General features: G+C 63.2%; 18 protein-coding genes and 1 pseudogene. 12 read left to right on the forward strand and 7 right to left on the reverse strand.

The genetic code is table 11. The features are described from left to right. Window positions 1–3 precede the first annotated feature (3 nt). The 4 genes from H3Z74_RS10085 to H3Z74_RS10095 form a co-directional block, all read right to left on the reverse strand. Window positions 4–1,719, reverse strand: a complete 1,716-nt coding sequence (locus tag H3Z74_RS10085; protein WP_229727010.1) for an N-acyl-D-amino-acid deacylase family protein — start codon at window positions 1,717–1,719, stop codon at window positions 4–6. A gap of 132 nt (window positions 1,720–1,851) precedes the next feature. Next, on the reverse strand, window positions 1,852–2,823 hold the full coding sequence (locus tag H3Z74_RS10090) for a D-serine ammonia-lyase (RefSeq protein WP_326838814.1): 972 nt from the start codon (window positions 2,821–2,823) through the stop codon (window positions 1,852–1,854). Beyond that, window positions 2,736–3,113 (reverse strand): PALP domain-containing protein, encoded by a 378-nt coding sequence (locus H3Z74_RS24375; protein WP_229727011.1) that lies wholly within the window; start codon window positions 3,111–3,113, stop codon window positions 2,736–2,738. The genes H3Z74_RS10090 and H3Z74_RS24375 overlap by 88 nt, the downstream gene beginning before the upstream one ends. Window positions 3,114–3,267: 154 nt before the next feature. Continuing rightward, window positions 3,268–4,719 (reverse strand): alpha/beta hydrolase, encoded by a 1,452-nt coding sequence (locus tag H3Z74_RS10095; protein WP_187763728.1) that lies wholly within the window; start codon window positions 4,717–4,719, stop codon window positions 3,268–3,270. 225 nt (window positions 4,720–4,944) lie between these two features. Here H3Z74_RS10095 and H3Z74_RS10100 point away from each other — a divergent pair, with 225 nt between their 5' ends. After that, on the forward strand, window positions 4,945–6,081 hold the full coding sequence (locus H3Z74_RS10100) for a threonine synthase (RefSeq protein WP_187763729.1): 1,137 nt from the start codon (window positions 4,945–4,947) through the stop codon (window positions 6,079–6,081). A 65-nt stretch (window positions 6,082–6,146) separates the two neighbouring features. On the opposite strand, the gene H3Z74_RS10105 is transcribed toward H3Z74_RS10100, so the two are convergent. Both H3Z74_RS10105 and H3Z74_RS10110 read right to left on the reverse strand, forming a co-directional pair. After that, entirely contained in the window at window positions 6,147–7,037 is an 891-nt protein-coding gene (locus H3Z74_RS10105) for a LysR substrate-binding domain-containing protein (protein WP_187763730.1), read from the reverse strand. A gap of 237 nt (window positions 7,038–7,274) precedes the next feature. After that, window positions 7,275–10,028, reverse strand: a complete 2,754-nt coding sequence (locus H3Z74_RS10110) for a TonB-dependent receptor plug domain-containing protein (protein ID WP_187763731.1) — start codon at window positions 10,026–10,028, stop codon at window positions 7,275–7,277. Between the two features lie 1,074 nt (window positions 10,029–11,102). Between H3Z74_RS10110 and H3Z74_RS10115 the strand changes: the two genes are divergently transcribed. The 11 genes and pseudogenes from H3Z74_RS10115 (at window position 11,103) to H3Z74_RS10165 (ending at window position 20,972) form a co-directional block, all read left to right on the forward strand. After that, window positions 11,103–11,780 carry an endonuclease/exonuclease/phosphatase family protein gene (locus H3Z74_RS10115; protein WP_229727012.1) on the forward strand — a complete coding sequence of 226 codons (678 nt, stop codon included), beginning with the start codon at window positions 11,103–11,105 and terminating at the stop codon, window positions 11,778–11,780. Next, window positions 11,780–14,074 carry a patatin-like protein gene (locus tag H3Z74_RS10120; protein WP_187763733.1) on the forward strand — a complete coding sequence of 765 codons (2,295 nt, stop codon included), beginning with the start codon at window positions 11,780–11,782 and terminating at the stop codon, window positions 14,072–14,074. Before H3Z74_RS10115 ends, H3Z74_RS10120 begins: the two co-directional genes overlap by 1 nt. A gap of 122 nt (window positions 14,075–14,196) precedes the next feature. After that, on the forward strand, window positions 14,197–14,571 hold the full coding sequence (locus tag H3Z74_RS10125) for a lipopolysaccharide assembly protein LapA domain-containing protein (RefSeq protein ID WP_187763734.1): 375 nt from the start codon (window positions 14,197–14,199) through the stop codon (window positions 14,569–14,571). Next, the gene (pyrF, locus tag H3Z74_RS10130; RefSeq protein WP_187763735.1) at window positions 14,568–15,242 is read left to right on the forward strand and encodes an orotidine-5'-phosphate decarboxylase; all 675 of its coding nucleotides are present in this window, start codon (window positions 14,568–14,570) and stop codon (window positions 15,240–15,242) included. The genes H3Z74_RS10125 and pyrF overlap by 4 nt, the downstream gene beginning before the upstream one ends. A 79-nt stretch (window positions 15,243–15,321) precedes the next feature. Beyond that, complete coding sequence (locus H3Z74_RS10135; protein ID WP_187763736.1) at window positions 15,322–15,960, forward strand: phosphoribosylanthranilate isomerase; 639 nt, start codon at window positions 15,322–15,324, stop codon at window positions 15,958–15,960. Between the two features lie 41 nt (window positions 15,961–16,001). Beyond that, window positions 16,002–17,246: a tryptophan synthase subunit beta gene (trpB, locus tag H3Z74_RS10140; RefSeq protein ID WP_187763737.1), complete on the forward strand. Its 1,245-nt coding sequence runs from the start codon at window positions 16,002–16,004 to the stop codon at window positions 17,244–17,246. After that, window positions 17,243–17,443 (forward strand): hypothetical protein, encoded by a 201-nt coding sequence (locus H3Z74_RS10145; protein WP_187763738.1) that lies wholly within the window; start codon window positions 17,243–17,245, stop codon window positions 17,441–17,443. Before trpB ends, H3Z74_RS10145 begins: the two co-directional genes overlap by 4 nt. After that, window positions 17,440–18,239: pseudogene (gene trpA / locus H3Z74_RS10150) on the forward strand (tryptophan synthase subunit alpha). Before H3Z74_RS10145 ends, trpA begins: the two are co-directional and overlap by 4 nt. After that, window positions 18,236–19,093 (forward strand): acetyl-CoA carboxylase, carboxyltransferase subunit beta, encoded by an 858-nt coding sequence (gene accD / locus H3Z74_RS10155; RefSeq protein ID WP_187763739.1) that lies wholly within the window; start codon window positions 18,236–18,238, stop codon window positions 19,091–19,093. The pseudogene trpA and the gene accD overlap by 4 nt, the downstream one beginning before the upstream one ends. Window positions 19,094–19,130: 37 nt before the next feature. Next, on the forward strand, window positions 19,131–20,453 hold the full coding sequence (locus tag H3Z74_RS10160; protein WP_187763740.1) for a bifunctional folylpolyglutamate synthase/dihydrofolate synthase: 1,323 nt from the start codon (window positions 19,131–19,133) through the stop codon (window positions 20,451–20,453). A 66-nt stretch (window positions 20,454–20,519) separates the two neighbouring features. Continuing rightward, on the forward strand, window positions 20,520–20,972 hold the full coding sequence (locus H3Z74_RS10165; protein ID WP_229727013.1) for a DUF6628 family protein: 453 nt from the start codon (window positions 20,520–20,522) through the stop codon (window positions 20,970–20,972). Here H3Z74_RS10165 and H3Z74_RS10170 read toward each other — a convergent pair. After that, on the reverse strand, window positions 20,969–21,718 hold the full coding sequence (locus tag H3Z74_RS10170) for a tetratricopeptide repeat protein (RefSeq protein WP_187763741.1): 750 nt from the start codon (window positions 21,716–21,718) through the stop codon (window positions 20,969–20,971). The two genes, H3Z74_RS10165 and H3Z74_RS10170, sit on opposite strands and share 4 nt — an antisense overlap. Window positions 21,719–21,736: the final 18 nt, after the last annotated feature.

Raw genomic sequence — 21,736 nt, forward strand, 5'->3', positions numbered from 1 at the left:
TCATTACGCGAGCGGCCAGGGCCAATCATTTGCAGCGGCGCGACATCCGCCATCCTTGCGGCCGGTCCACGCCCGCCCGCGCACGAACCGGCCGGCAAGCGCGCCGGTCGGCTCTCCGCCGACGACGGTGGGCACCCCGTTGACCAGCACCTCCTCCACCCCTTCGGCAAAGCGGAAAGGCTGCTGATAGGTGGCGCGATCGCGTATCCGCGCCGGATCGAACACTACGACATCGGCCGTGAAGCCGGGCTTCAGCCAGCCGCGATCGCCCAGTTGATAGTGCGCGGCAGGAAGGCTGGTCATGCGCCGCACCGCTTCCTGCATCGTCAGCACCTTCTCCTCGCGGACGTATTTCGCATATATCCGGGCGAAGGTACCGAACGCGCGCGGATGCGCGCCGCTCTTGATGATCTGGGGCGTGATCGAAAGCGCCGCCGCGTCGGAACCGATGGAAACATAGGGTTGGCGCAATTGCAGACGCAAGTTGTCCTCGCTCATGGTGAAATAGAAGGCCTCGATCCGGCTGCCGTCTTCCTCGATGAGTTGCAGCAGCGTTTCCTCGGGGTCGGTGCCGCGCAATTTCGCGATCTCGGCCAACGTTTTGCCGGCCAACCGCCTCAGCGCATCGGTTCGAAAGGAGGAAAGGACCACGCCATCGGGACCGCCCGCCCCGCGCATCACATTTTCCCAATCCGGCTTGGGATCGCGCATCTCGGCGATGACCCGCGCACGGATGGCGGGATCCTTGATCCGCGCCATGAAAGCATCCCACCCACCTTGTTGTACCCAAGGGGGAATAGACGCGGTGAGTCCAGTGCCGGACGCGGCATAGCTGTACATGTTCGCGCTGATGCGGATTCCCGCCTCGCGTGCGGCCTGGATCCGGTTGAGCGCGATGGGCATCGCCGGCCAGTTGGCGGGGCCGCCGACCTTGATGTGGAAAAGTTCGGCCGGTGCGCCCGAGCGACGCGAGATGGCGATCAGCTCGTCCAGCGCTTCCAGAAAGCGATCGCCTTCGCTGCGGATATGGCTGGCGAACAGACCGCCGCATTGCGCCGACTGTTCGGCAAGTGCGACCAGTTCGTCGGTCTTCGCATAGGCTCCCGGCGCATAGATGAGTGCGGTCGAAACTCCCAATGCACCGTCTTCCATCGCCTCCCGGACCAGCGCTCGCATGCGGGCAAGCTCGTCGGCCGATGGCACCCTATCTGCAAGGCCCACGACATTTTGGCGCAAGGTCGAACCGCCGACCCATGACGCGACATTGACCGCGATTCCCCGCGACTTCAGCAGCTTCGCGAACTGATCCAATGTCCGCCATTGTAGATCGGCCGGCACCCCGCCGCTCCGATGCAGTTCCTCCAGCATTCCCAGCGTCAGTGGTCCCGCAGACGTTCCCTCCCCCACGACCACCAGAGTGACGCCCTGCCGTAGGTCGCTTTCGGCCAACGGACTGGTCAAAAGGGAAAGGGCCGTCTGGCTCATTGCGTTGATGAAGCCGGGGGCGACGGCTTTTCCGCGCGCGTCGATGGTCCGCAAGGCACGCCCCTGTGTGCGGCGCCCGACATGGACGATCCTGCCGTCCCGGATGCCGACATCGCCGCGAAAGGGCTTTTGCCCCGACCCGTCATAAATCGTGCCGCCCTTTACAAGAATGTCATAGGGTTGCCTGGCGAGAACAGGCTGGGCGGCCAGGGAACTGAAAACGAACGCCGCCAATGCAACTGATCGGAATCTCGCTGGCGCGATGCAGCTTCCACGGGGAGAATCTTCGTCATTCTCCCGTAGCGCGATACAGTCATGGATCAGGCGTCCTGAATAATCTCCAGCGGTCACGGCCATCCCCCTCATCTATCCTTCTGCGTCGGCGTAGTCCGGCGACAACAGCGCGGTAAATTCAGGATCCGGGACTTTCGAGCCACCCGTTGCCCAGAACAGATGTGTCGCCCTGTCGAGTCTCGGCCACTCCGGTTCGTGCTTGGCGGCGAGATTGAACGGGGCATGCGCCGCGAAGGCGGCTGCCGCCGACGGCTCCAGTCGCAACGCCGATCGGTTCCAGGCGGTCCGGACCCAATCGAGCATCGCCGAATCCGTTACCGCCACCACCGCGTCAATCGCCTCGCCGACCGCATCCAGCATCAGCGCAGAGGCGCGGGGCACGGCGAGACCGTCCGCGATCGTGCCATTGTCGCAGCCGAACTGATAGACCGAGGGAGGCGACGCGAGGCCCGACGCCAATGCCACCATCACGCACGGCGATGCCACCGGCTCGACAAACACGGTGGCGACAGCGTCGCCGAAGCGACGCTTCAAGCCATAGGTGATGCCGCCCGGAGCGCCGCCGACGCCACAAGGCAAATAAACCACCAGCGGCGTCTCGGCGTCAACGCGAACACCACGGGCATCGAGCTGGCGGGCAAGTTCGTCCGCGGCCACGGCATAACCAGTGAGTAAATGGCGGCTACCCTCATCATCGACGAACATCGTATCGCGGCGATTCTCCGCAGCGACGCGAGCACGGGCGATTGTCTCCGAATAGTCGCACGCATGTTCGACGACATCGGCGCCGATGTCGCGAAGACGATCCTTCTTCCATGCCTTCGCGTCGGCGGACATATGAATTTCCGCCACCAGCCCAAAAGCGCGTCCAACGACCCCGATACTATATCCAAGGTTCCCGGTGCTGGCGACCACGACCCGATAGCTGCCAAGGATCGATCGCGCCTCGGGAGTGGTCAGCCGATCCAGGGACAGGTTGTTGGAGAGCGCGATCTGCTCGACGATGCAGAGCAGTTCATGGACGCCCCCCGCGCCTTGATCGATCCCGTCATGGGCAGCGCATGATCGCCCTTCACCAACCAGTTGGCATCGTCGGGGCCATGAAAATCAAGCAGCTCGGACACGATATGCCCATCCCACGCGCCGCTGGTGAAAAGCATGGTCAAGATGGGAGCGAAACGCACGAAGCGTTCGGCGGCGGCATCGACGTCTCCGCCGCTGATGACATGGCCCAGCGCATCCGCGCCGGAGATGCGCGGACGAATCCAGGTGCCTGTTTTCCCTTCACGCAATGCAGCGAGGCAATCCTTGTTTCGGTCATGCATCGCGATCACACCCTACGCTGAGGGCGAGTGCGGACGCGGCGCATAGGACATGCGTTGAACGAACCGGATTCTGGAAGGCGAAAGCCGCCCGAATGGTCTCCTGCAATCCTGGGCGGTCCAGCGATCTGTTCTTCACTGTGGAGAGGTAAGGACATCGGCTGCCTCATTCTTCAGGGATACGGTAATCGATCGCCGGAAGAGCAATCTCTGCCGGCAGGTCAGGATCGTCGCCGAGCATGAAGTCGCGCACGGTGCTCCGCAGCGGCATCCAATACTGGAACAGCTCTTCCCACACGCCGTGGGTGCCGCCGTGGACGACCGCGAATTTGCCTTTCGAGAAACCGCGTATCGCCGCCTGGCTGTTGGCGAGCGGCGTCGATACGTCCCAGTCGCCATGGAACAACAGGATCGGAATGTCAGTTTGGAGCAGCGCGCGGAACGAGGGTCCGAGATCGGGGCTGTCCCAGATGTCGCAGGTGGCGAAATAAGGCAGGTTGATGTCGCCGAGCAGCGGTGTCGCGGGACTGTCGCGGATCAGGCGCTGTCCCACCTCGCTGAGGCCCGAGGCGCAGTCCATCGCGAAAAGCACGCTGCGGCTCAACCGGATATCGCGCTGGCGCAGCGCTATATCGGCGAGCGGACGATAGTCGCCGCGATAGAGCGCAGTGACGAAGGCGGGCCATTCGCCGCCGCGATTCGCTTGGGTTGTCAGCGCACGTTGCAGGTCGAGGGCACCGAGGGTGATGGTGCCGCCGCCTTCGATCTCCACCGTCGTCGGCCGTTCGCGCAGCCGGGCCACAACCGTCCGCAATGCCGCGATCAGGCCGCCCGGCGGAAGATAAGGACGCAGTTTGGGGTCGGCTTCCGCTGCTGCCGCCTGCGTCTTCAGGCTTTGCAGGATTCCGTCGGGGATGTCGTATGTATCGTCCGGCCCCTCCATTCCCCAGATGATCGCCCGCTCGATCGATTGCGGGTGATAGCGCATGAGCGCGATCGCGAGATGCGACCCGTAGCTGCCAGCGATCAGGCTGATCCGGCCATAGCCCAATGCGGCTCGCAAGGCATCGACGTCGGCGGCGTTAGCGATGGTTTCATAAGCGCGCAGATCCACGCCCGCCTTTTCCCAGCCCGTCTTGCACGCCATAGCCACTTTGCGCATCGCGTCGATATAGACGGCATCAGTCAGCGGCGTTGCGGCAGGAATGCGCTCGACCGCAGGACAGTCGAGAGCCGGTGCAGCATGAATCGCGCCACGTTGATCGAACAGGACGACATCGGCGAACTGACGATAGAAAAGAACCTGCTCACGGCCTTGGGGGCCGTTGAAGAAATCGATCCACGAACTGCCGGGACCGCCCGCAAGCAGGAAAATGACCGGGCGCGCGGGATCTTTGCTGGCCGATGGAATCTGGATGAACGGCAATTCGATCTGGCGACTGTCCTTCGTTGCCCGGTTTTCCGGAACGCGGAACCATCCCTGACGGATCGCGACAAGGCCGCCGTCGTCCAGACGCAGTAGCGCCGGTTGAGACGTCAGCGCGGCGGCGCCGGGCCTCGACTGCGCCGTCGCGTTTGGAATGCCGGTAAGCAGGGCCATGCCGGAAAGCAGGATCATGTTCCGAGCGGCCGTTCGCCCCCATTTGTGTTTCATATTCGCCGCCCCCCTGCTTGCCCGACCCGGCAGACTGGAAATTTGACGATAAGGTGCGACCAGCCCCGGACAATTGATTAGTTCGAATGTCTCGCTTCGACATTACTGATTTGAAGAGGCACGCACCGCGGACGATATGCGCGCACTTCGCCAATGCCGGCGAATGACGTCCTGATTCGAGAATTCCAGATGAGCGCAGCGCCTGCCAGATTTGTCGATCCGTCGACGAACAAGACTTATGATATGGATGAACCGCGTTGGCGCGCAGAAAGCGGTTCTCCGTTGATGGTTGAATCGCTTCCCGGAATTTCGCGGGATGACATCGATAAAGCATCCCGAACCCTATGGCGCTATGCTGCGGCCTTACCGGTTGAGATCGGCCAGCCTGTATCGCTTGGCGAAGGCTGTACCCCGATGGTGGAACGCAAGGTCGGCGGCAAGACGGGGCTGTTCAAGCTTGAATGGTTTTCACCCACATGCAGCTTTAAGGACAAGGGGGCCGCGGTGATGGTCTCGTTTCTGAAGCAACTGGGCGTCCCCGCTATCCTGGAGGATAGCTCGGGCAATGGCGGCGCCGCGATTGCCGCCTATGGTACTGCCGCGGGCATGCGCGTCCGCATCCTTGCTCCGGAGAGCGCGTCCCCGGCCAAGATCGCACAAATGCAGGTTTTCGGCGCCGAGGTGCAACTAGTGCCGGGACCGCGCGACGCAACCGAGCGCGAGGCGCTGCGACAGGCCGAGAAGATATTTTACGCGAGCCACAACTGGCACCCCTTCTTCCTTCAGGGAACGAAGATGACGGCGTACGAGATATGGGAAGATCTGGGCTACAAGGCGCCCGACAATGTCATCATCACGACCGGCGCGGGCAGCAATGTCCTAGGTTGCGACATTGGCTTTTCCGAATTGCTCGCAGCAGGCCAGATCGATCGACTGCCTCGCCTGTTCGGGGCTCAGCCGGCGCATTGCGCGCCGATCACAGCTTCATGGCGGGCGAACACGTTCGATGCCTTATCGATCGATGTGGCGCCGACCATTGCCGAGGGAGCCTCTATCCGCTTTCCTGTACGCTTGCGTCAGGTTCTGGAGGCTATCCGGCGGTCGAACGGCAAGATGGTGGCCGTATCGGAAGACCAGATCGCAGCGGCGCTGTTCGACTTGGCGGCCTCGGGCCTGTTCGTCGAGCCGACCTCCGCCGTTGCCAATGCAGCCTTTCAATCGCTGGTCGAGGCCGGAGAGATTGATGCGAGAGAGACCACCGTTATCCTGTTGACCGGAGCGGGTGTAAAATCACCTGCCTATGTGCAAAGCCGATTCGGGAACTAGATGAGCGATTGCCTTGAGACCGAGGTCGGCGGGAATCGCAAAGCGCCCGCTATCGGCGCCGATCTTCAGTTTGGCACTGGCTTCGCCTTGAAGAAATCGAGAATCTCCTGAGCCAGGTGCGAAGTGGCAATCGACTGGCTATCGGGCGTGCCGCGCAGAACAAGGGCGATCTGCCCGAGTTGGGGAAAACCGTCTTCCTCAGTCAAAATCCGCAAACCGCTCGAAACGACGCTTCTCGCCATCGTCGTGACGGCATAGCCGTTGGCGGCCACGGTCGTCAGCACGACCCAGCTTTTGCTCGTGACGCCAATACGGAAGCGCAGCGGTTCTTCCCCGCCTGACGTTGAGAAGCGCTGCAGCGCCGCCAAAGTTGTCCGATAAACAGGGGAATCATCCGAGAACAAAGCCAGCGGAAGCGGGGATTGCTTGTGCGTGTCGCGATCAGGGGCCGTGACCCACACGACCTCCTCGCGTCGCAGAACAATATCATCCTCCAGCGGAGACGATGTCGCAATCACCGCGAGATCCAGTTCACCATCTTGGAGCATTTTTATCAAAATTGGCGATGTATTAGTCAATATGTCGACGGATAAATCTTCATATTTATCGATGACATTATTCAATATGTTCGGAAGCACAATCTGAGCATAATCATCTGGAATCCCAAATCTTACCTTTCCTGAAACTATTCTTCTGCGCCAATCGTCGGCCACTCTGTCGTGCAGGGACAATATCTGTCTCGCCTGAAGAGCAAATTTTGCTCCGCTCTCGGTGAAAACGATCTCCCGTCCCTTTTTGACGAACAAATCTACTCCAACCATCTCTTCAAGTTTTTTCATCTGTGTACTGACGGCTGGCTGAGATCGAAATATTATTTGAGATGCCGCCTTGAAACTTCCGGTATCCGCGAAAGCGACAAGAGTTCTTAGCAAATCCATGTCAAAGCTAATTTTCATGGAATTTTCTTACTATTTGGCCTTCAGGCGCCATATCAAGCCTCCCGCGATCGGTCTGCGTACGGGTCGTGCAAGTGGCCCATTGGCGGGCATATGGCACGATCGGCCATACAAAAGGGGGGAGATATGATCCAGCAGAAGCCGGACCACATCGTCCCCCAAATATATGTCCTTTGTCGGCCGTGACCGCTGCGCCGGCGGCGTGATCGGCCGCGCGCGTTTCACCTGCACCTCCTATCAGAACTTCTTGCTGATGCCGACGTAGAAGAACCGCTCGCGCAGGTCGTAGGTGCCGTTCAAGTCGACTTCGTTGAGGCCGAGGATGAACGGTGAGCGCCTGTTCCCGATATTGTCGATCCCGACCGTGAGAACGGTGCCGCCAAGCACGCCGCTGTTGGTGATTTTGCCGATGTCGATCATGGCGTTGAGATCGACGGTGTCGTAGGCACCGATCCGCGCCGAACCCATTACGCCCCCGGGCACCGCGTCCTGCAGCGAAGAGACGTGGTTCAGCGTCACGCTGGCGCTCACCGGACCAATCGTCGCGGACTGGATCGCGCGGGAACGAAAACGCGGATAGGCGCCGAATGACGGGTCGTAGGTACCCCGCACACTCTGGCTGCCCGCGCCGTTGCCCGTATCAAGCTTGACATCAAGCAGGTAGCTGCCGGTGATCGTCGTCTTGAGCGCAGCCTCTCCCATTTTGTAGGAATAGGACAGTTCCCCATCCAAACCGCTGAACTGCTTCGATCCTCCATTGAAAAGGTTCTGGTAGATGATGATGTCGCTGCCAGCGCCATCGACGTTCACACCCTCCACGAATGGCCGGGCAGGAACAACACGCCCCAGCACGATGGCATTTGCATCGGGCGCGACGATGACGTCGCGCTGCCGGATCGAGAAGTAATCAACGCCGAAGGTCAGACCGGGCATGGAACTGGGCTTAATGACGAAGCCAGCTGAGAAATTGTCCGCCTTCTCAGGCTTCAGATTCGGATCGCCCCCCGAAACGAAGCGGGCGCGCAGCGGTTGATTGTTGTTTCTCGGGTCGTTGAAATTTTCGATATAGAAGGTTTCCGGCTGATTGAGCTCGCTCAGGAACGGTGCATTGAACGCCTTGTTATAGGACGCCCGGAGCACGAGGAATCCGGGCACCGCCTCCAGCGCTGCCGACACGGCCGGGACGAAGGCGCCGCCAGCGTCGCTGAACCGTTCGTAGCGCGTGGCAATGCTCACGCCCAACCGTTCCGGGTTGATCTCACCCTCCCCGAGAAGCGGGATCTTGAGTTCACCGAACACCGATTTGCTGTTGCGGCTATATTTAAACGGAACCAGGCGCCGGCCGAACAGGTCGGTGCCGTCCTGCAGTCCGGTCGAATAGTCCTCTGTCAGCACGAGATTGCGATACTCGACGCCGAACAGCAGCTTCACCGGGCCGGAGCCCGTGTCGAACAGTTCGCCGGAAATGGTCGGGCTGATGTTCCAGGCGGTGACCTTTTGCGTCGTCGTCAGGTCCGCCTTCACCCCCGCCAATTGGGCCGGGGTGTTGCACCGGTTACAGAAGGGATTGAGCGCATCCGCACCGGTACGATTGAGCGCGGCCCTCAGCCCGACGGACGAAAAGCCGGCCGATCCGAAGAACGAGATGCGCTGGTTCCCGCTATAGAGATCAGTGCCGACGTCATATTTCCAGCCCCCGCCCAGCTCGCCGCGAATCCCGACCGATGCGCGGATTTCGCGGTTGCGCACGATGGTGCCGCTCTGCCCGAGGTCCAGAAGGCGCAGATTCAGGCCCGAGATGTCGGTGCCGAACGGATTATACGGGTTCGACGCCGGGACCGGCCCGATCAGCCCGCCTTCCCCAATCGGCAGCACATTGCTGCCGGCGGTCACGCGCATCTTTTCGGTCTTGGCCATCAGATCGCCGTAAAGCGTTGTGCTGGGGGACAGGTCGTGCTCCAGGCTGACATAACCGCTGTATCGTTCGGACTCCCCGATGAACGTCGCCCCCCAAGCGGCCCGATCATGCGCATCGCGCTCGAAATCAAAGGGGCGATAATCGGCAGGATTGTTGGAAAACTGCCCCGGCCCGACGCGATCTGTATTCAGGATATACTGGACACCATTGAGGTCGAAATTGGCCGGCGAGGTGAAGTCGCTGCGGCCGTCATATCCACCGAACGCGCGCGCGTCGTTCGATCCGGCGCCGCGATCGGCCTGACGCAGCGGTTCGCGCTTGTAATAGCCGGCGATGGCATAGAAGCGCGTGGTCTCGCTTTCCGTACCGAACGACAGCGAACCGTCGAGCGTGCTCAGGCCGCCGCGGTCGGCCGCGCCATAGCGGAGGCTTGCGCGCAGCCCGTCGTCGCTCTTCTTGAGGACGACGTTGACGACGCCGGCGAGCGCATCGGTACCGTAGACGGCGCTAGCGCCGGTCTTCAACACCTCGATACGCTCAATGGCGTTGGTCGGGATCAGGTTGAGATTGCCGGGGCCTTCGCCGACGATGCGGCGGCCATTGACCAGGACCAGCGTGTAGCGATCACCCAGGCCGCGCAAATTGATCGATGCGACGCCGTATATGTCCGATCCGTCGAGCTTCATCGCGCCGGCGGCCGACGGCAGCTGGGTCAGAACCTGCTGTAACGTCGTCGCGCCGGTGGCGGCGATTTCGTCCGCCCCGATGACCTCGACCGGCAGGGTGCCCGTCTTTGCCGGCCCACCCGCCAGACGCGAACCGACGACGACGATCTCGTCCTCGGTGGATGCCGTGTCGGTCGCGGGCAGAGGACCTTCTTGCCCGCCGGCCGCCTGTGCCACGGCAGCGTGACCAAGGCTCGCGCTTGCCAGCAGTGTCAGCCAAACCAGGCGTTTAATCCGCACGCCGCACATAGCTGTTTGGTTCATTGTAGTCCCCCCCTTTTTGATTTTTCCGGTTTCGATCAATCTGAAGACGGGCAAGGGTAAGTCAAATTGATAATCGTTAAACATTATATCAGTAATAATTATTAGTGCAGCCCTTTGGACCGGACGTCCAGCCCGGGAGATCGTTGGAAGATGGTCAGATTTGAACGCTGTGAAGCGCCTCATCAGTTGTGCCCCCACCGCAACTCGGGGCACCGCCGAATCCGCGGAAGCGCATCATCTTGTCGCGCGTGTGGGCAGCGCTCCCTCTGGACGCGGCCCGCCGGGCGCGCCCGGCAGATTGCCAGTTGCCGCCCACCTCCGTTCCGCAAGGGGTTGCTGGTTTTAGGGCGGGATGGAGGATGAACATGCGCAAGCGGGTCAAAGGTTCTGCGGCTTTCAGGGCGCTGCCCTTTTTCTCGGCTGGTCGAGCAACGGCTTCCTAAACCGAAGGTCGCGCGTTCGATTCCTGCAACCGGCACCATTCCTGGCCAGAATCACGAACCGGCCCCCACGGACGGCCCAAGCCATATCGAGATCCGGCCAGACGGATATCCGGCAGCGCGAGCCCATCTCCTGCGGGCAAAGCTGGATGAACCAATACCCCCGAACGCCTTGCCAGAAAAGCTAAATATACAAGATAAATATCTGATATATAACAGTTATTTTAACCACCCGCAAAAGTGTCAGCGCAAGAGATATGGGACAGTCCGGTGTAACATATCTCACCTCGCCCACCGAGGCGGTGGCCCGGGATATTCGACATCACCGGTGTAACATATCTCAACTCACCCACCGAAGCCGCGGCCTGAGATATGGGACATCACTGGTGTAACATATCTCCCGCCGCTCGCCCTCGATGACGATTCAACCATCGCACAGAGCCGGGCATATCATTGCTCGCCGGGCCAATGCCGGCTTGCCCTTACCTATTATCGGGAAAAACCGGACCGCCTCTGCACTATCCGACATGGAGAATAACCATATGCGAAAACCAGCGTTGCTTTTTGCGCAAACGCGACCGCTTGATTTAGGCGACCAACTGACGAAAGAGGGATCGCACCCGGTCGCGGCCTCGTCCGACAGGGGCACCATTTTTGAAGGGCGGCGTTACCTACCCGCATGATCCCGAACCGCCCCATAAAAGTCGCCAGCTACAATATGCGCAAAGGGGTGGGCACTGACCGCCGCCGAAGCCCGGAGCGTATCCTGGAGGTGCTGCGCGAAATCGATGCCGATGTGATCGCGCTGCAGGAGTGCGACCGGCGCTTCGGGGGCAAGGCCGCGGTGATCAGCGCGCACCTGCTGAGCGAGCATAGCCCGTGGAAGGCGGTCTCGTTCGGCATCCGCGCGGCGAGCATGGGGTGGCACGGCAATGGCCTGCTCGTGCGCAAGGATGCGCCGGTAATGGATTGCGAAGCGATTCACTTGCCCACGCTCGAACCGCGCGGCGCAGTGATGGCGGATGTGCGGGTCGATGGCGCGCCGATTCGGGTGGTCGGCATGCATCTCGACCTGTCGGGCCTGTGGCGCCGGCGCCAGGCACATGCGATCCTGAGCCATGTCGAGTCCTGCGTCACGAAACGGCCGACCATCATGATGGGCGACCTCAACGACTGGAGCGCCGGATCGGGCTGTCTGCGCGATTTCGCGCATCATTTCAGTTTCGCCGCCACCGGGCCGAGCTTTCACGCCCGTCGCCCGGTCGGCCGGCTCGACAAGATCATGGTGTCGCACGACCTGCGCATCGTCGATTGCGGCGTCCATCACAGTGCAGCCGCGCGCAAGGCATCGGATCACCTGCCCGTCTGGGCGCTGATCGACGGCAGCCCCGCCTGATGCGCGAGAAGGAACTCCGCCTTGCCCTGATCTGCTATGGCGGCATCAGCCTCGCTGTCTATATGCACGGCATCTCCAAGGAGATCTGGCGGCTCGCCCGCGCCAGCCGCGCCTTTCTCGACGGCCAGGCCCCGATCAGCGGCAGCCAGGGCATCTACCGCGCCCTGCTTCAGGAAATCGAGGATGAGACCGGGATTCGCCTGCGCGTACTGGTCGACATCATCGCCGGAGCCAGCGCGGGCGGCCTCAACGGCGTCTTTCTGGCTCAGGCGATCACCACCGGCCAGAGCCTCGAACCGCTCACCCAGCTCTGGCTCGATTCCGCCGATGTCGAGGCGCTGATCGCGGAAGACGCCGCACCGGCGTCGAAACTGACCAAGGTCTGGGCACTGCCGATCGCCTGGATGGCGGGACGGCGCAGCGGCGACAAGATCGACGAAACTGTCGAAGCGGGTGCGCGTGACGAGGTGCGGGCAAAGCTGTCGCACTTCATCCGCTCGCGCTGGTTCGCGCCGCCCTTTGGCGGTGAGCGCTTCACCAATCTGATCCTCGACGCGCTCGACGCGATGGAAAAAGGGCCCAAGAGCGAGCGCCTGCTGCCGGTCGGCCAGCCGCTCGACCTGTTCGTCACCGTGACCGATTTTCGCGGCCACCCGGAGCGGCTGAGCCTCAACTCCCCCTCCGAGGTGATGGAAACCGAGCACCGGCTGGTGGTTAACTTCACCGATCGCGGCATGGCCGGCGAAACCCTCGCCCATCCGGCCGAACTCGCCTTTGCCGGCCGCGCCACATCAAGCTTTCCCGGCGCCTTCCCACCTTTCACGGTCAAGGAAATGGATCGCGTGCTGAAGCAGCGCGGCATGGACTGGCCCAGCCGCAAGGAATTCCTCAAGCGCATCCTGCCGCGCCAGGCGGCGATCGGTGCGGAAGAAGAGGCCGTGCTGATCGACGGATCGGTACTTGCCAACGCCCCGTTCAAGCCGGCGATCGATGCACTGCGCGAACGCCCCGCACGCCGCCAGGTCGACCGCCGCTTCGTCTATATCGACCCCTCCCCCGGCATGAAGCTCAACCTCGGAGCCAAGGCGCAGGCTGCGCCGAGCTTTTTCCAGACGATCCTTGGCGCGGTTTCCGAACTGCCGCGTCAGCAACCGATCCGTGACAATCTCGAAGCGATCGAAGGGCGCTCGCGCCGGATCGAGCGGATGCGGATGATCGTCGAGGCGATTCGCCCGGAGGTCGAGGCACAGGTCGAATCGCTGTTCGACTATACCCTGTTCCTCGATTCCCCGACGCCCGCGCGGCTGGGTCATTGGCGCCGCCGCGCCCAGGCCGCCGCCGCGAGCAAGGCCGGCTATGGCTATGTCGCTTATGGCCATCTCAAGATCACCGGGGTGATCGAACTGATCACGGACCTGCTCTATCATGTCGGGAGCGAGCCCGGGCCGCAGCGTTGGGCAACCATTCGCGGCCATATCGCCGCTGCGGTCCGCGAACGCGGCTTCGACGACATGACCCCGTCGTTCAGCGATGGCGCCAGCGCAACGACGATCGATTTCCTGCGCACCTATGATCTCGGCTTCCGCATCCGCCGGCTGCGCCTGATGGCCCGCCGTCTGACCGCGCTGGAGGAAGAGAATGCCGATGCGGATATCGGCCAGCTGCGCGAGGCGATCTATATCTCCCTGTCCGCCTATCTCGACGTCAAACGTACGGAGCATCACGCCGCCCTGCGCCGCGACGTGCGGCAATTGCGCGGTAACGCCGGTCCGCTGCTCGACAAGCTTGCCGCGTCGCTCGACCTCAAGACGCTCGACGAACAGACCGAGCAGCGGCTCTCCGCTGCCTTTGCCGGCCTGCAGCGCGAGGTGAAGCGGCCAATGCTGCTGACCTATCTCGGCTTTCCCTATTTCGATGTCGCCACCCTGCCGCTGCTGCAGGGCGAAGGGCTGGACGAATTCGATCCGGTCAAGGTCGACCGTATCGCACCCGACGACGCCAGATCGATCCGCGGCGGCGGCGCCGAAGCGACGCTGAAGGGCATCCAGTTCAACGCGTTCGGCGCGTTCTTCAGCCGCGCGTATCGCGAGAATGACTATCTGTGGGGCCGCCTCCATGGGTCCGAACGGGTGATCGACATCGTCGTATCCTCGCTGCCCGATACGGCCCGTCTGAAACCCGGCCGCATCGCCGCAATCAAGCGCGCCGTGTTCCACGCGATCCTCGATGAGGAAGCGCCCAAGCTCACCGCGATCACGGCGCTGATCGAGAGCCTGCGAAAGGAGATTGGGTAGCTATACTTGGTTTCGTCGCCCTGACCTTGTTTCAGCATGACGGCGGACATCTGCACCGATATGACACCGTAACGATCCCGCATGGGCTGGCCAATCGCCATCGCTCGCGTTAGCGTGGCGTCATGCAATTCCTGAAAATCCTCTTCTGGTGCCTGCTCGCCTTTATCGCGGCGATCTTCACGATTGGGAACTGGACGACCGTACCGCTCAAACTGTGGGGTGGATTGATCGCCGAGGTGAACCTGCCGCTGCTGCTGCTCGTCACCTTCCTGATCGGTTTCCTCCCGGCCATGGCCTATTACCGCGCGGTGATCTGGCGCTTGCGCAATCGTCTTTCCACCTCGCAGCGCGCAATGACCGATCTGCGCGACGCGACCGCGGCACCGCCGCCGCCGGTTCTCGCTCCCGACCCGGAACCGGCATCGCCCCCCGCATTATCCACGCCATCGGTGCCGCCCGCGTCCGTCCCCACCGCCGTGCCGCCGGGCGTCGCATGAGCAGCCGCATCTTCGCCGCGCTCGACACGCCCGACATGGCAAAGGCGCATGCACTGGCCACCAAAATCCGTCACCATGTCGGCGGCATCAAGCTCGGCCTGGAATTCTTCATGGCCAATGGTCGTGCCGGTGTGCGCGAAATGGCCGAGCTCGACCTGCCGATCTTCCTCGACCTGAAATTCCACGACATCCCCAATACCGTGGCCAAGGCGATCATGGCGCTGCGCCCGCTCGAGCCCGCCATCCTCACCGTCCATGCCGCCGGCGGCCGTGCCATGCTCGAGGATGCCAAGGCCGCCGCGCCGACCGGCACCAAGGTTGTCGCGGTCACCATGCTGACCAGCCTCGACGACAGCGATCTCCGCTCGATCGGCTATGCCGGCGACCCGCATGAGCAAGTGATGCGGCTGACCGAGCTGGCGATGTCGGCCGGCGTCGATGGCGTGGTTTGTTCCGGTGCCGAAGTCGCCGCCGCCAAAGCACTGTGGCCCAAGGGATTCTTCGTCGTCCCCGGCGTACGCCCGGCAAATGGCAGTGTGGGCGACCAGAAACGCGTCGTGACCCCGCGCGAAGCGATCGATGCCGGCGCCTCGATCCTGGTGGTCGGGCGACCGATCACCCAGGCGGAAGATCCGGATCAGGCAGCGCGGGATATCGGCGCAACGCTGTAGAGTTCCGCTGCTTTTTCTTCTCCTCTGCAAAGCCCAAACGGGAGTCACGCTTTCGCGCGAATGGCGCTAGAGGGCGGGAATGCCCATCACCGCCAAAATCTGCGGCCTGTCGACGCCGGAAACCCTCGATGCCGCGATCAAGGGCGGGGCGAGTCATGTCGGTTTCGTCTTCTTCCCGCCCTCGCCGCGGCACCTGTCGCGCGAACGCGCAGCCCAGCTTGCCGCGCGCGTGCCCGATCATGTCGCCCGGGTCGGCGTCTTCGTCGATCCCGACAATGCCCAGATCGAGTCTGCGATCGACGCCGGCCGGCTCGACGCACTGCAACTCCACAAGACCAGCCCTGTCAGAGTGGCCGAAATCAAGGCGCGCACCGGCCTGGAGCTTTGGGCTGCGGTCGCGGTGAAGACTCGTACCGACCTGGACGCCGCACGGACCTATACGGCCGCGGCGGACCGCATCCTTTACGATGCAAAAACGCCCGAAAGCGCAGCACTGCCAGGCGGAATGGGCGTGCGGTTCGACTGGGCATTACTCGACGGCTTTCGACATCCAATGCCTTGGGCGCTGTCCGGCGGACTCGATCCCGACAATGTCGCGGAGGCGATCCGCCGCACGCGAGCGACGCTGGTCGACGTCTCGTCCGGCGTGGAAAGCGCGCCCGGTATCAAGGACGAGACGAAGATCGCCGCCTTCCTGAAGGCCGTCGCAACGCTCTAACCCGCTCGACACCAACGAAGAGGGTGGTAAAGCCCGCCACGATGAACGCTTCTCAACCCCTCGCGCCCAATTCGTTCAGGGCTCAGCCCGACGAACGTGGCCATTTCGGTGATTTCGGCGGCCGCTATGTCGCGGAAACGCTGATGCCGCTGGTCCTCGACCTCGACACGGCCTATCGCGCCGCCAAGGCCGACCCGGCCTTCACGGCGCAGTTTGAGGATTTGCTCGAACATTATGTCGGCCGGCCGAGCCCGCTCTACCATGCCGAACGCCTGACCGAGGCGCTGCGCGAGTCCGCGCCCGAAGGAAAAGGCGCGGAAATCTGGTTCAAGCGCGACGAGCTCAACCACACCGGTGCGCACAAGATCAATAATTGCGTCGGGCAGATCCTGCTCGCCATGCGCATGGGCAAGACGCGGATCATCGCCGAGACCGGCGCGGGCCAGCACGGCGTCGCCACAGCGACCGTCTGTGCGCGCTTCGGGCTCCCCTGCGTGATCTATATGGGCGCCAAGGACGTCGAACGTCAGGCGCCCAATGTGTTCCGCATGAAATTGCTCGGCGCGGAAGTCCGCCCGGTGAAGAGCGGCGCGCATACGCTGAAGGATGCGATGAACGAGGCGATGCGCGACTGGGTCGCCAACGTCCATGACACTTTCTACATCATCGGCACTGCTGCCGGCCCGCACCCCTATCCGGAGCTGGTGCGCGATTTCCAGAGCGTGATCGGCCGCGAGGCGCGCGAACAGATGCTCGGGCGCATCAACCGCCTGCCCGACCTGCTGGTCGCGGCGATCGGCGGTGGATCGAACGCGATCGGTCTGTTCCACCCTTTCCTCGACGACAAGGACGTCGCGATGCTCGGCGTTGAGGCGGCCGGCCATGGCCTCGACAAGGAACATGCCGCCAGCCTCGCCGGCGGCGCGCCCGGCATCCTGCACGGCAACAAGACCTATCTGCTGCAGGACGAGGACGGCCAGATCACCGAAGCGCATTCGATCTCGGCCGGGCTCGACTATCCCGGCATCGGGCCGGAGCATAGCTGGCTGCATTCGATCGGCCGGGTCGAATACACCAGCGCGACGGATGTCGAGGCGCTCGACGCATTCCAGCTTCTGTGCCGCACCGAAGGCATCATCCCCGCGCTCGAACCGAGCCACGCCATCGCCGCCGTCGCGAAGCGCGCGCGCGACATGAACCGCGACCAGATCATCCTCGCCAATTTGTGCGGGCGTGGCGACAAGGACATCTTCACCGTCGCCGAAGCGCTGGGAGTGTCGATGTGAAGCGGACGCTCGCCCGAATTGCCTTTGTCGCAACAATCCTGCTTGTTCTGACCGCAATATCCGTTGCGATCTCAATGCGCTTTCCGGGGCATCTGGTTGGTGGATTGAGCGGCAGCGTGGCAGTCTTGATACTGTTGAGGATGCCGACGCTGTTCGACAAAATTTGGCCCAAGCCCATGCAGGGGTGGGCCGAATGACCCGCCTCTCCGCTGCCTTCGCCAAAGGCCACCCCGCGCTGGTGACCTTCGTCACCGCCGGCGACCCTACCCCGCTGCCACCGCCACGATCCTCGACGCGCTGGTCGAGGGCGGCGCGGACGTGATCGAACTCGGCATGCCGTTCACGGACCCGATGGCCGATGGCCCGGCGATCCAGGCCGCGAACCTGCGCAGCCTCGGTGCCGGCACCAAAACCGCCGATATCCTCGCCATCGCCAAGGCCTTCCGCGCCCGCCATCCGGAAACGCCGCTGGTGCTGATGGGCTATGCCAATCCGATGACCATTCGCGGTGCCGACTGGTTCGCTGCCGCGGCAAAGGACGCGGGCGTGGACGGCGTGATCTGCGTCGACATCCCGCCGGAGGAAGACGAGGAACTCGGCCCGGCGCTGCGTGCCGCCGGGATCGACCCGATCCGTCTCGCCACGCCGACCACCGATGTGGCGCGTTTGCCAACCGTGCTCGATGGCGCCAGCGGTTTTCTTTATTATGTGTCGGTGGCCGGCATTACTGGCCTGCAACAGGCGGCGCAGGTGTCGATCGATGAAGCCGTTGCCCGCCTCAAGGTCTCGACCGACCTGCCCGTCGCGGTCGGCTTCGGCATCCGCACGCCGGAACAGGCATCGGCCATCGCCAAGGTCGCGGACGGCGTGGTGGTCGGCTCCGCGATCATCGACCTGATCGCCGAACATGGCGAGGCTGCGTCCGGCCCTGTTCGCGCCTATATAGAAAGTCTGTCGACGGCGATCCGCGCCGCCCGGAAGGAATTAGCATGAGCTGGCTGACCAGCGTCCGTAACGCGCTCTCGTTCGTCGTTCCGGCGAAGAAGGACACGCCCGACAATCTCTGGCACAAGTGCAAGGGATGCGGGACGATGACCTTCGTCAAGGAACTGGAGGAGAATCTCCATGTCTGCCCGCATTGCGACCATCATGACCGCATCGGGCCGATCCTGCGCTTCTCCTACGTCTTCGATGAGGGCAGCTATACGATCATCCCGTTGCCCAAAGTGCCGGACGATCCGCTGAAGTTTCGCGATACAAAACGCTATGTCGACCGCATCAAGGCCGCGCGCGCCGCGACCTCCGAAGGCGATGCGCTGATCAACGCACGCGGCACGATCCATGGCCACAAAGCGGTGGTCGGGGTGCAGGACTTCGCCTTCATGGGCGGATCGATGGGCTTGGCGGTCGGCGAAGCGTTCGTGCGCGGCGTCGAGAATGCGATCGAGGACAACTGCCCTTACATCATCTTCACCGCGGCGGGCGGCGCGCGCATGCAGGAGGGCATTCTCAGCCTGATGCAGATGCCGCGCGCGACCGTGGCGATCGCCATGCTGCACGATGCGGGCCTTCCCTATATCGTCGTGCTGACCGATCCGACGACTGGAGGCGTCACCGCCAGCTATGCGATGCTCGGCGACGTGCAGATTGCCGAGCCCGGTGCCCTGATCGGTTTCGCCGGCCAGCGCGTGATCGAACAGACGATCCGCGAGAAATTGCCCGAAGGCTTCCAGCGCGCCGAGTATCTGCTCGAGCACGGGATGCTCGACATGGTGAAGCATCGCAAGGACCTGCGCGAGACGCTCGCCAGCGTGATCGATTATCTCTGCGCGAAGAAGGCGGCCTAGCCTTCGTCCATCTATCATCGATGCCGGAGGGGAATTGATGCCCGACCATGCCACCTCCGCCTCTCCGGCGGTGCAGACTCAGCTCGACCGTCTCTGGTCGCTCTCCCCCGGCGCCGATATCCTCGGCCTGGGGCGGGTCACCGAATTGCTCGCCCGGATCGGCAACCCGCAGGATAGGCTACCGCCGGTCTTCCATGTCGCCGGCACCAACGGCAAGGGCTCGACCTGCGCCTTTCTACGCGCGGCGATCGAGGCCGCGGGACGGACCGCGCATGTCTATACCAGCCCGCATCTCGTGCGCTTCAACGAGCGGATCCGGATCGCCGGTTGTTTGATCGAGGACGATGCGCTCGCCAACTTGCTCGCCGAAGTGCTCGATCATGCCGACGGCATCGGCGCCAGCTTCTTCGAGGTCACCACCGCCGCCGCATTCCTCGCCTTTTCACGCACCCCCGCCGATGCCTGCATTGTCGAGGTCGGCCTGGGTGGGCGGCTCGACGCGACCAATGTCATCGCCAGCCCCGCCGCGACCGGCATCGCGCAGCTCGGGGTCGATCATCAATTCTTTCTCGGCAACACCGCCGAGGAGATTGCCGGCGAGAAAGCGGGCATCGCCAAGGCCGGCGTGCCGCTCGTCACCATGCGCTATCCGGCCTCCGTTGCGCAGCGTGTCGCCAGCGTCGCACATGCCGCTGGCGCGCCGGTTTCGGCGGCTGGCGAGACCTGGCAATTCAGCGCTGACGACCGGCATCTGACGTACAAGGATACGGCCGGCAGCATCGAGACGCCGCTCCCCGCGCTTGCCGGTCCGCATCAACCTGAAAACCTCGCTCTCGCCATTGCCATGCTGCGGCACCAGCGTCAGCTGAGAATCCCGCCCAAGGCGTATGAAACGGCCGCCGGGGCGGCACGCTGGCCCGCACGCATGCAGCGCCTCGGCCAAGGCCCGCTCACCGCGCTTCTGCCGGAAGGCAGCCAGCTCTGGCTCGACGGCGGTCATAATCCGGCGGCAGGCATCGCGGTTGCCGCCGCGCTTCGCGAAATCGTCGACGCCGGCTCGCGCATTCACCTTGTCCTCGGCATGCTCGCCAACAAGGATCCCGAAGGACTGCTCGCCCCGATCAGGGAGTTCGTCACATCGCTCCATGCGGTACCGGTCCCTGACCATGATTGCCATGCGCCGGAGGATCTCGCCGCCATCGCGCGTGCCATGACCATTCCCGCCTTTGTCGCACCCGATTCCGTCGCGGCGCTGACCGCTATCGCACGCGATTCCACCGCCCCGCCAATCATTCTGATCCTCGGATCGCTCTATCTTGCCGGTGAAGTGCTCGCCGAAAACGACGAAGCACCGGATTAGATCTTATTGCTATTGACTTGCAATAACGGACAAGCGACGATCATGGGGTTCTTAACGGAGTCCCCCATGACGCCCGCTCCAATGTCGTCTCCCAATCCGGCCCTCACCCATGCGACATTGCTGCCGCACGCCGTGCCGCCTTGCCCCAATGCCCGGCTGGCTCTGTTCGCGATGCGCCGGATGGGCGCGCGCGGACTGTCCGATGCGCCCGCCACGCACGCGATGATCACCGGTTTCGGAGAGAGTTTTCGTCGCCCGCTGGTGCTGATGCGCGCCTTCATGGCGGATCTCGCCAGCGCGGCGCAGTGCCCGATCGCGATCGCACCCTGTTGCTGCGGCCGAATGACGCCGGCGGAGAGCATCTTGCTGACCGTCCTGGCGCGCACCGAAACTGCCCCTGAAACGGCACATTTCCTGCTCGCGGACCTGCTGGGCCTGCGCCATGCCGATGGTGTTCTGGCCAGCGCGACCGCGGTAACTCAGGCATTCGCCGATGCTGGCCGGCCGATCGCGGCCTAACCCTGCGCGCGCAACGTCGCAAGTTTCTCCGTCGCCCAGCGATACATATCCGCCTCGGCCGCGCGCTGTTGCCGGTCGAGGCGCTTCATCCGCCCCTCGACTTCCTCCAGCACCGCACGCGCCTTTTTCTCCCACCCCTGATCGAGCAACAGCGCGGCATAGCGGCAGCGCCCCTCTTCACCCGGCAGGCGCGTGACCAGATCGGCATAGAGGGCCAGCGCTTCTTCCTTGCGCCCCAATGTTTCGAAGATGCGGGCGCGGAGCAGGCCGTGCCGGTCGCGGTCACTCTGGGTGCTCGGCGCGGGGTTGGCGTCGAGTGTCACCAATGCCTCTGCCGCGGCGCCGGTCTCGAACTGTGCGCGCGCCAGCTTCTCACCGGTCCGCATGTCGAGCGGGCCGCGCTCGGTCGCTTCGCGGTATAGCGGCAGCGCGTCATCATAACGGCCCAATCCGGCCAGTGCGTCGGCCAGCCGGATGCGGTTGGCGGCGGTATCGGCCAGGTCGAGCGCATCGCGCGCCGTGCGAACCTCGCGCTCCGGATCAAGCTTCGCGACGACGTTCGCCCGCGCGGTGCGCACATGACGATTGCCCTGCAACCGCGGGTAGACCTCGATCACGAGGTACGCGATCGTGCTCGGCCCGGGCAGGAACATCAGTGCCATGATCCACAACTGGTTCCGCCCGTTGCGGATTACATCGATGATCAGCATCACCTGAATAGCGAGGATCGCGAGATAGAGGATCATTCGGCCGTGATCCCGACT

This window comes from Sphingomonas alpina, assembly GCF_014490665.1.
GTDB classification, from domain to species: Bacteria; Pseudomonadota; Alphaproteobacteria; order Sphingomonadales; family Sphingomonadaceae; genus Sphingomonas; species Sphingomonas alpina.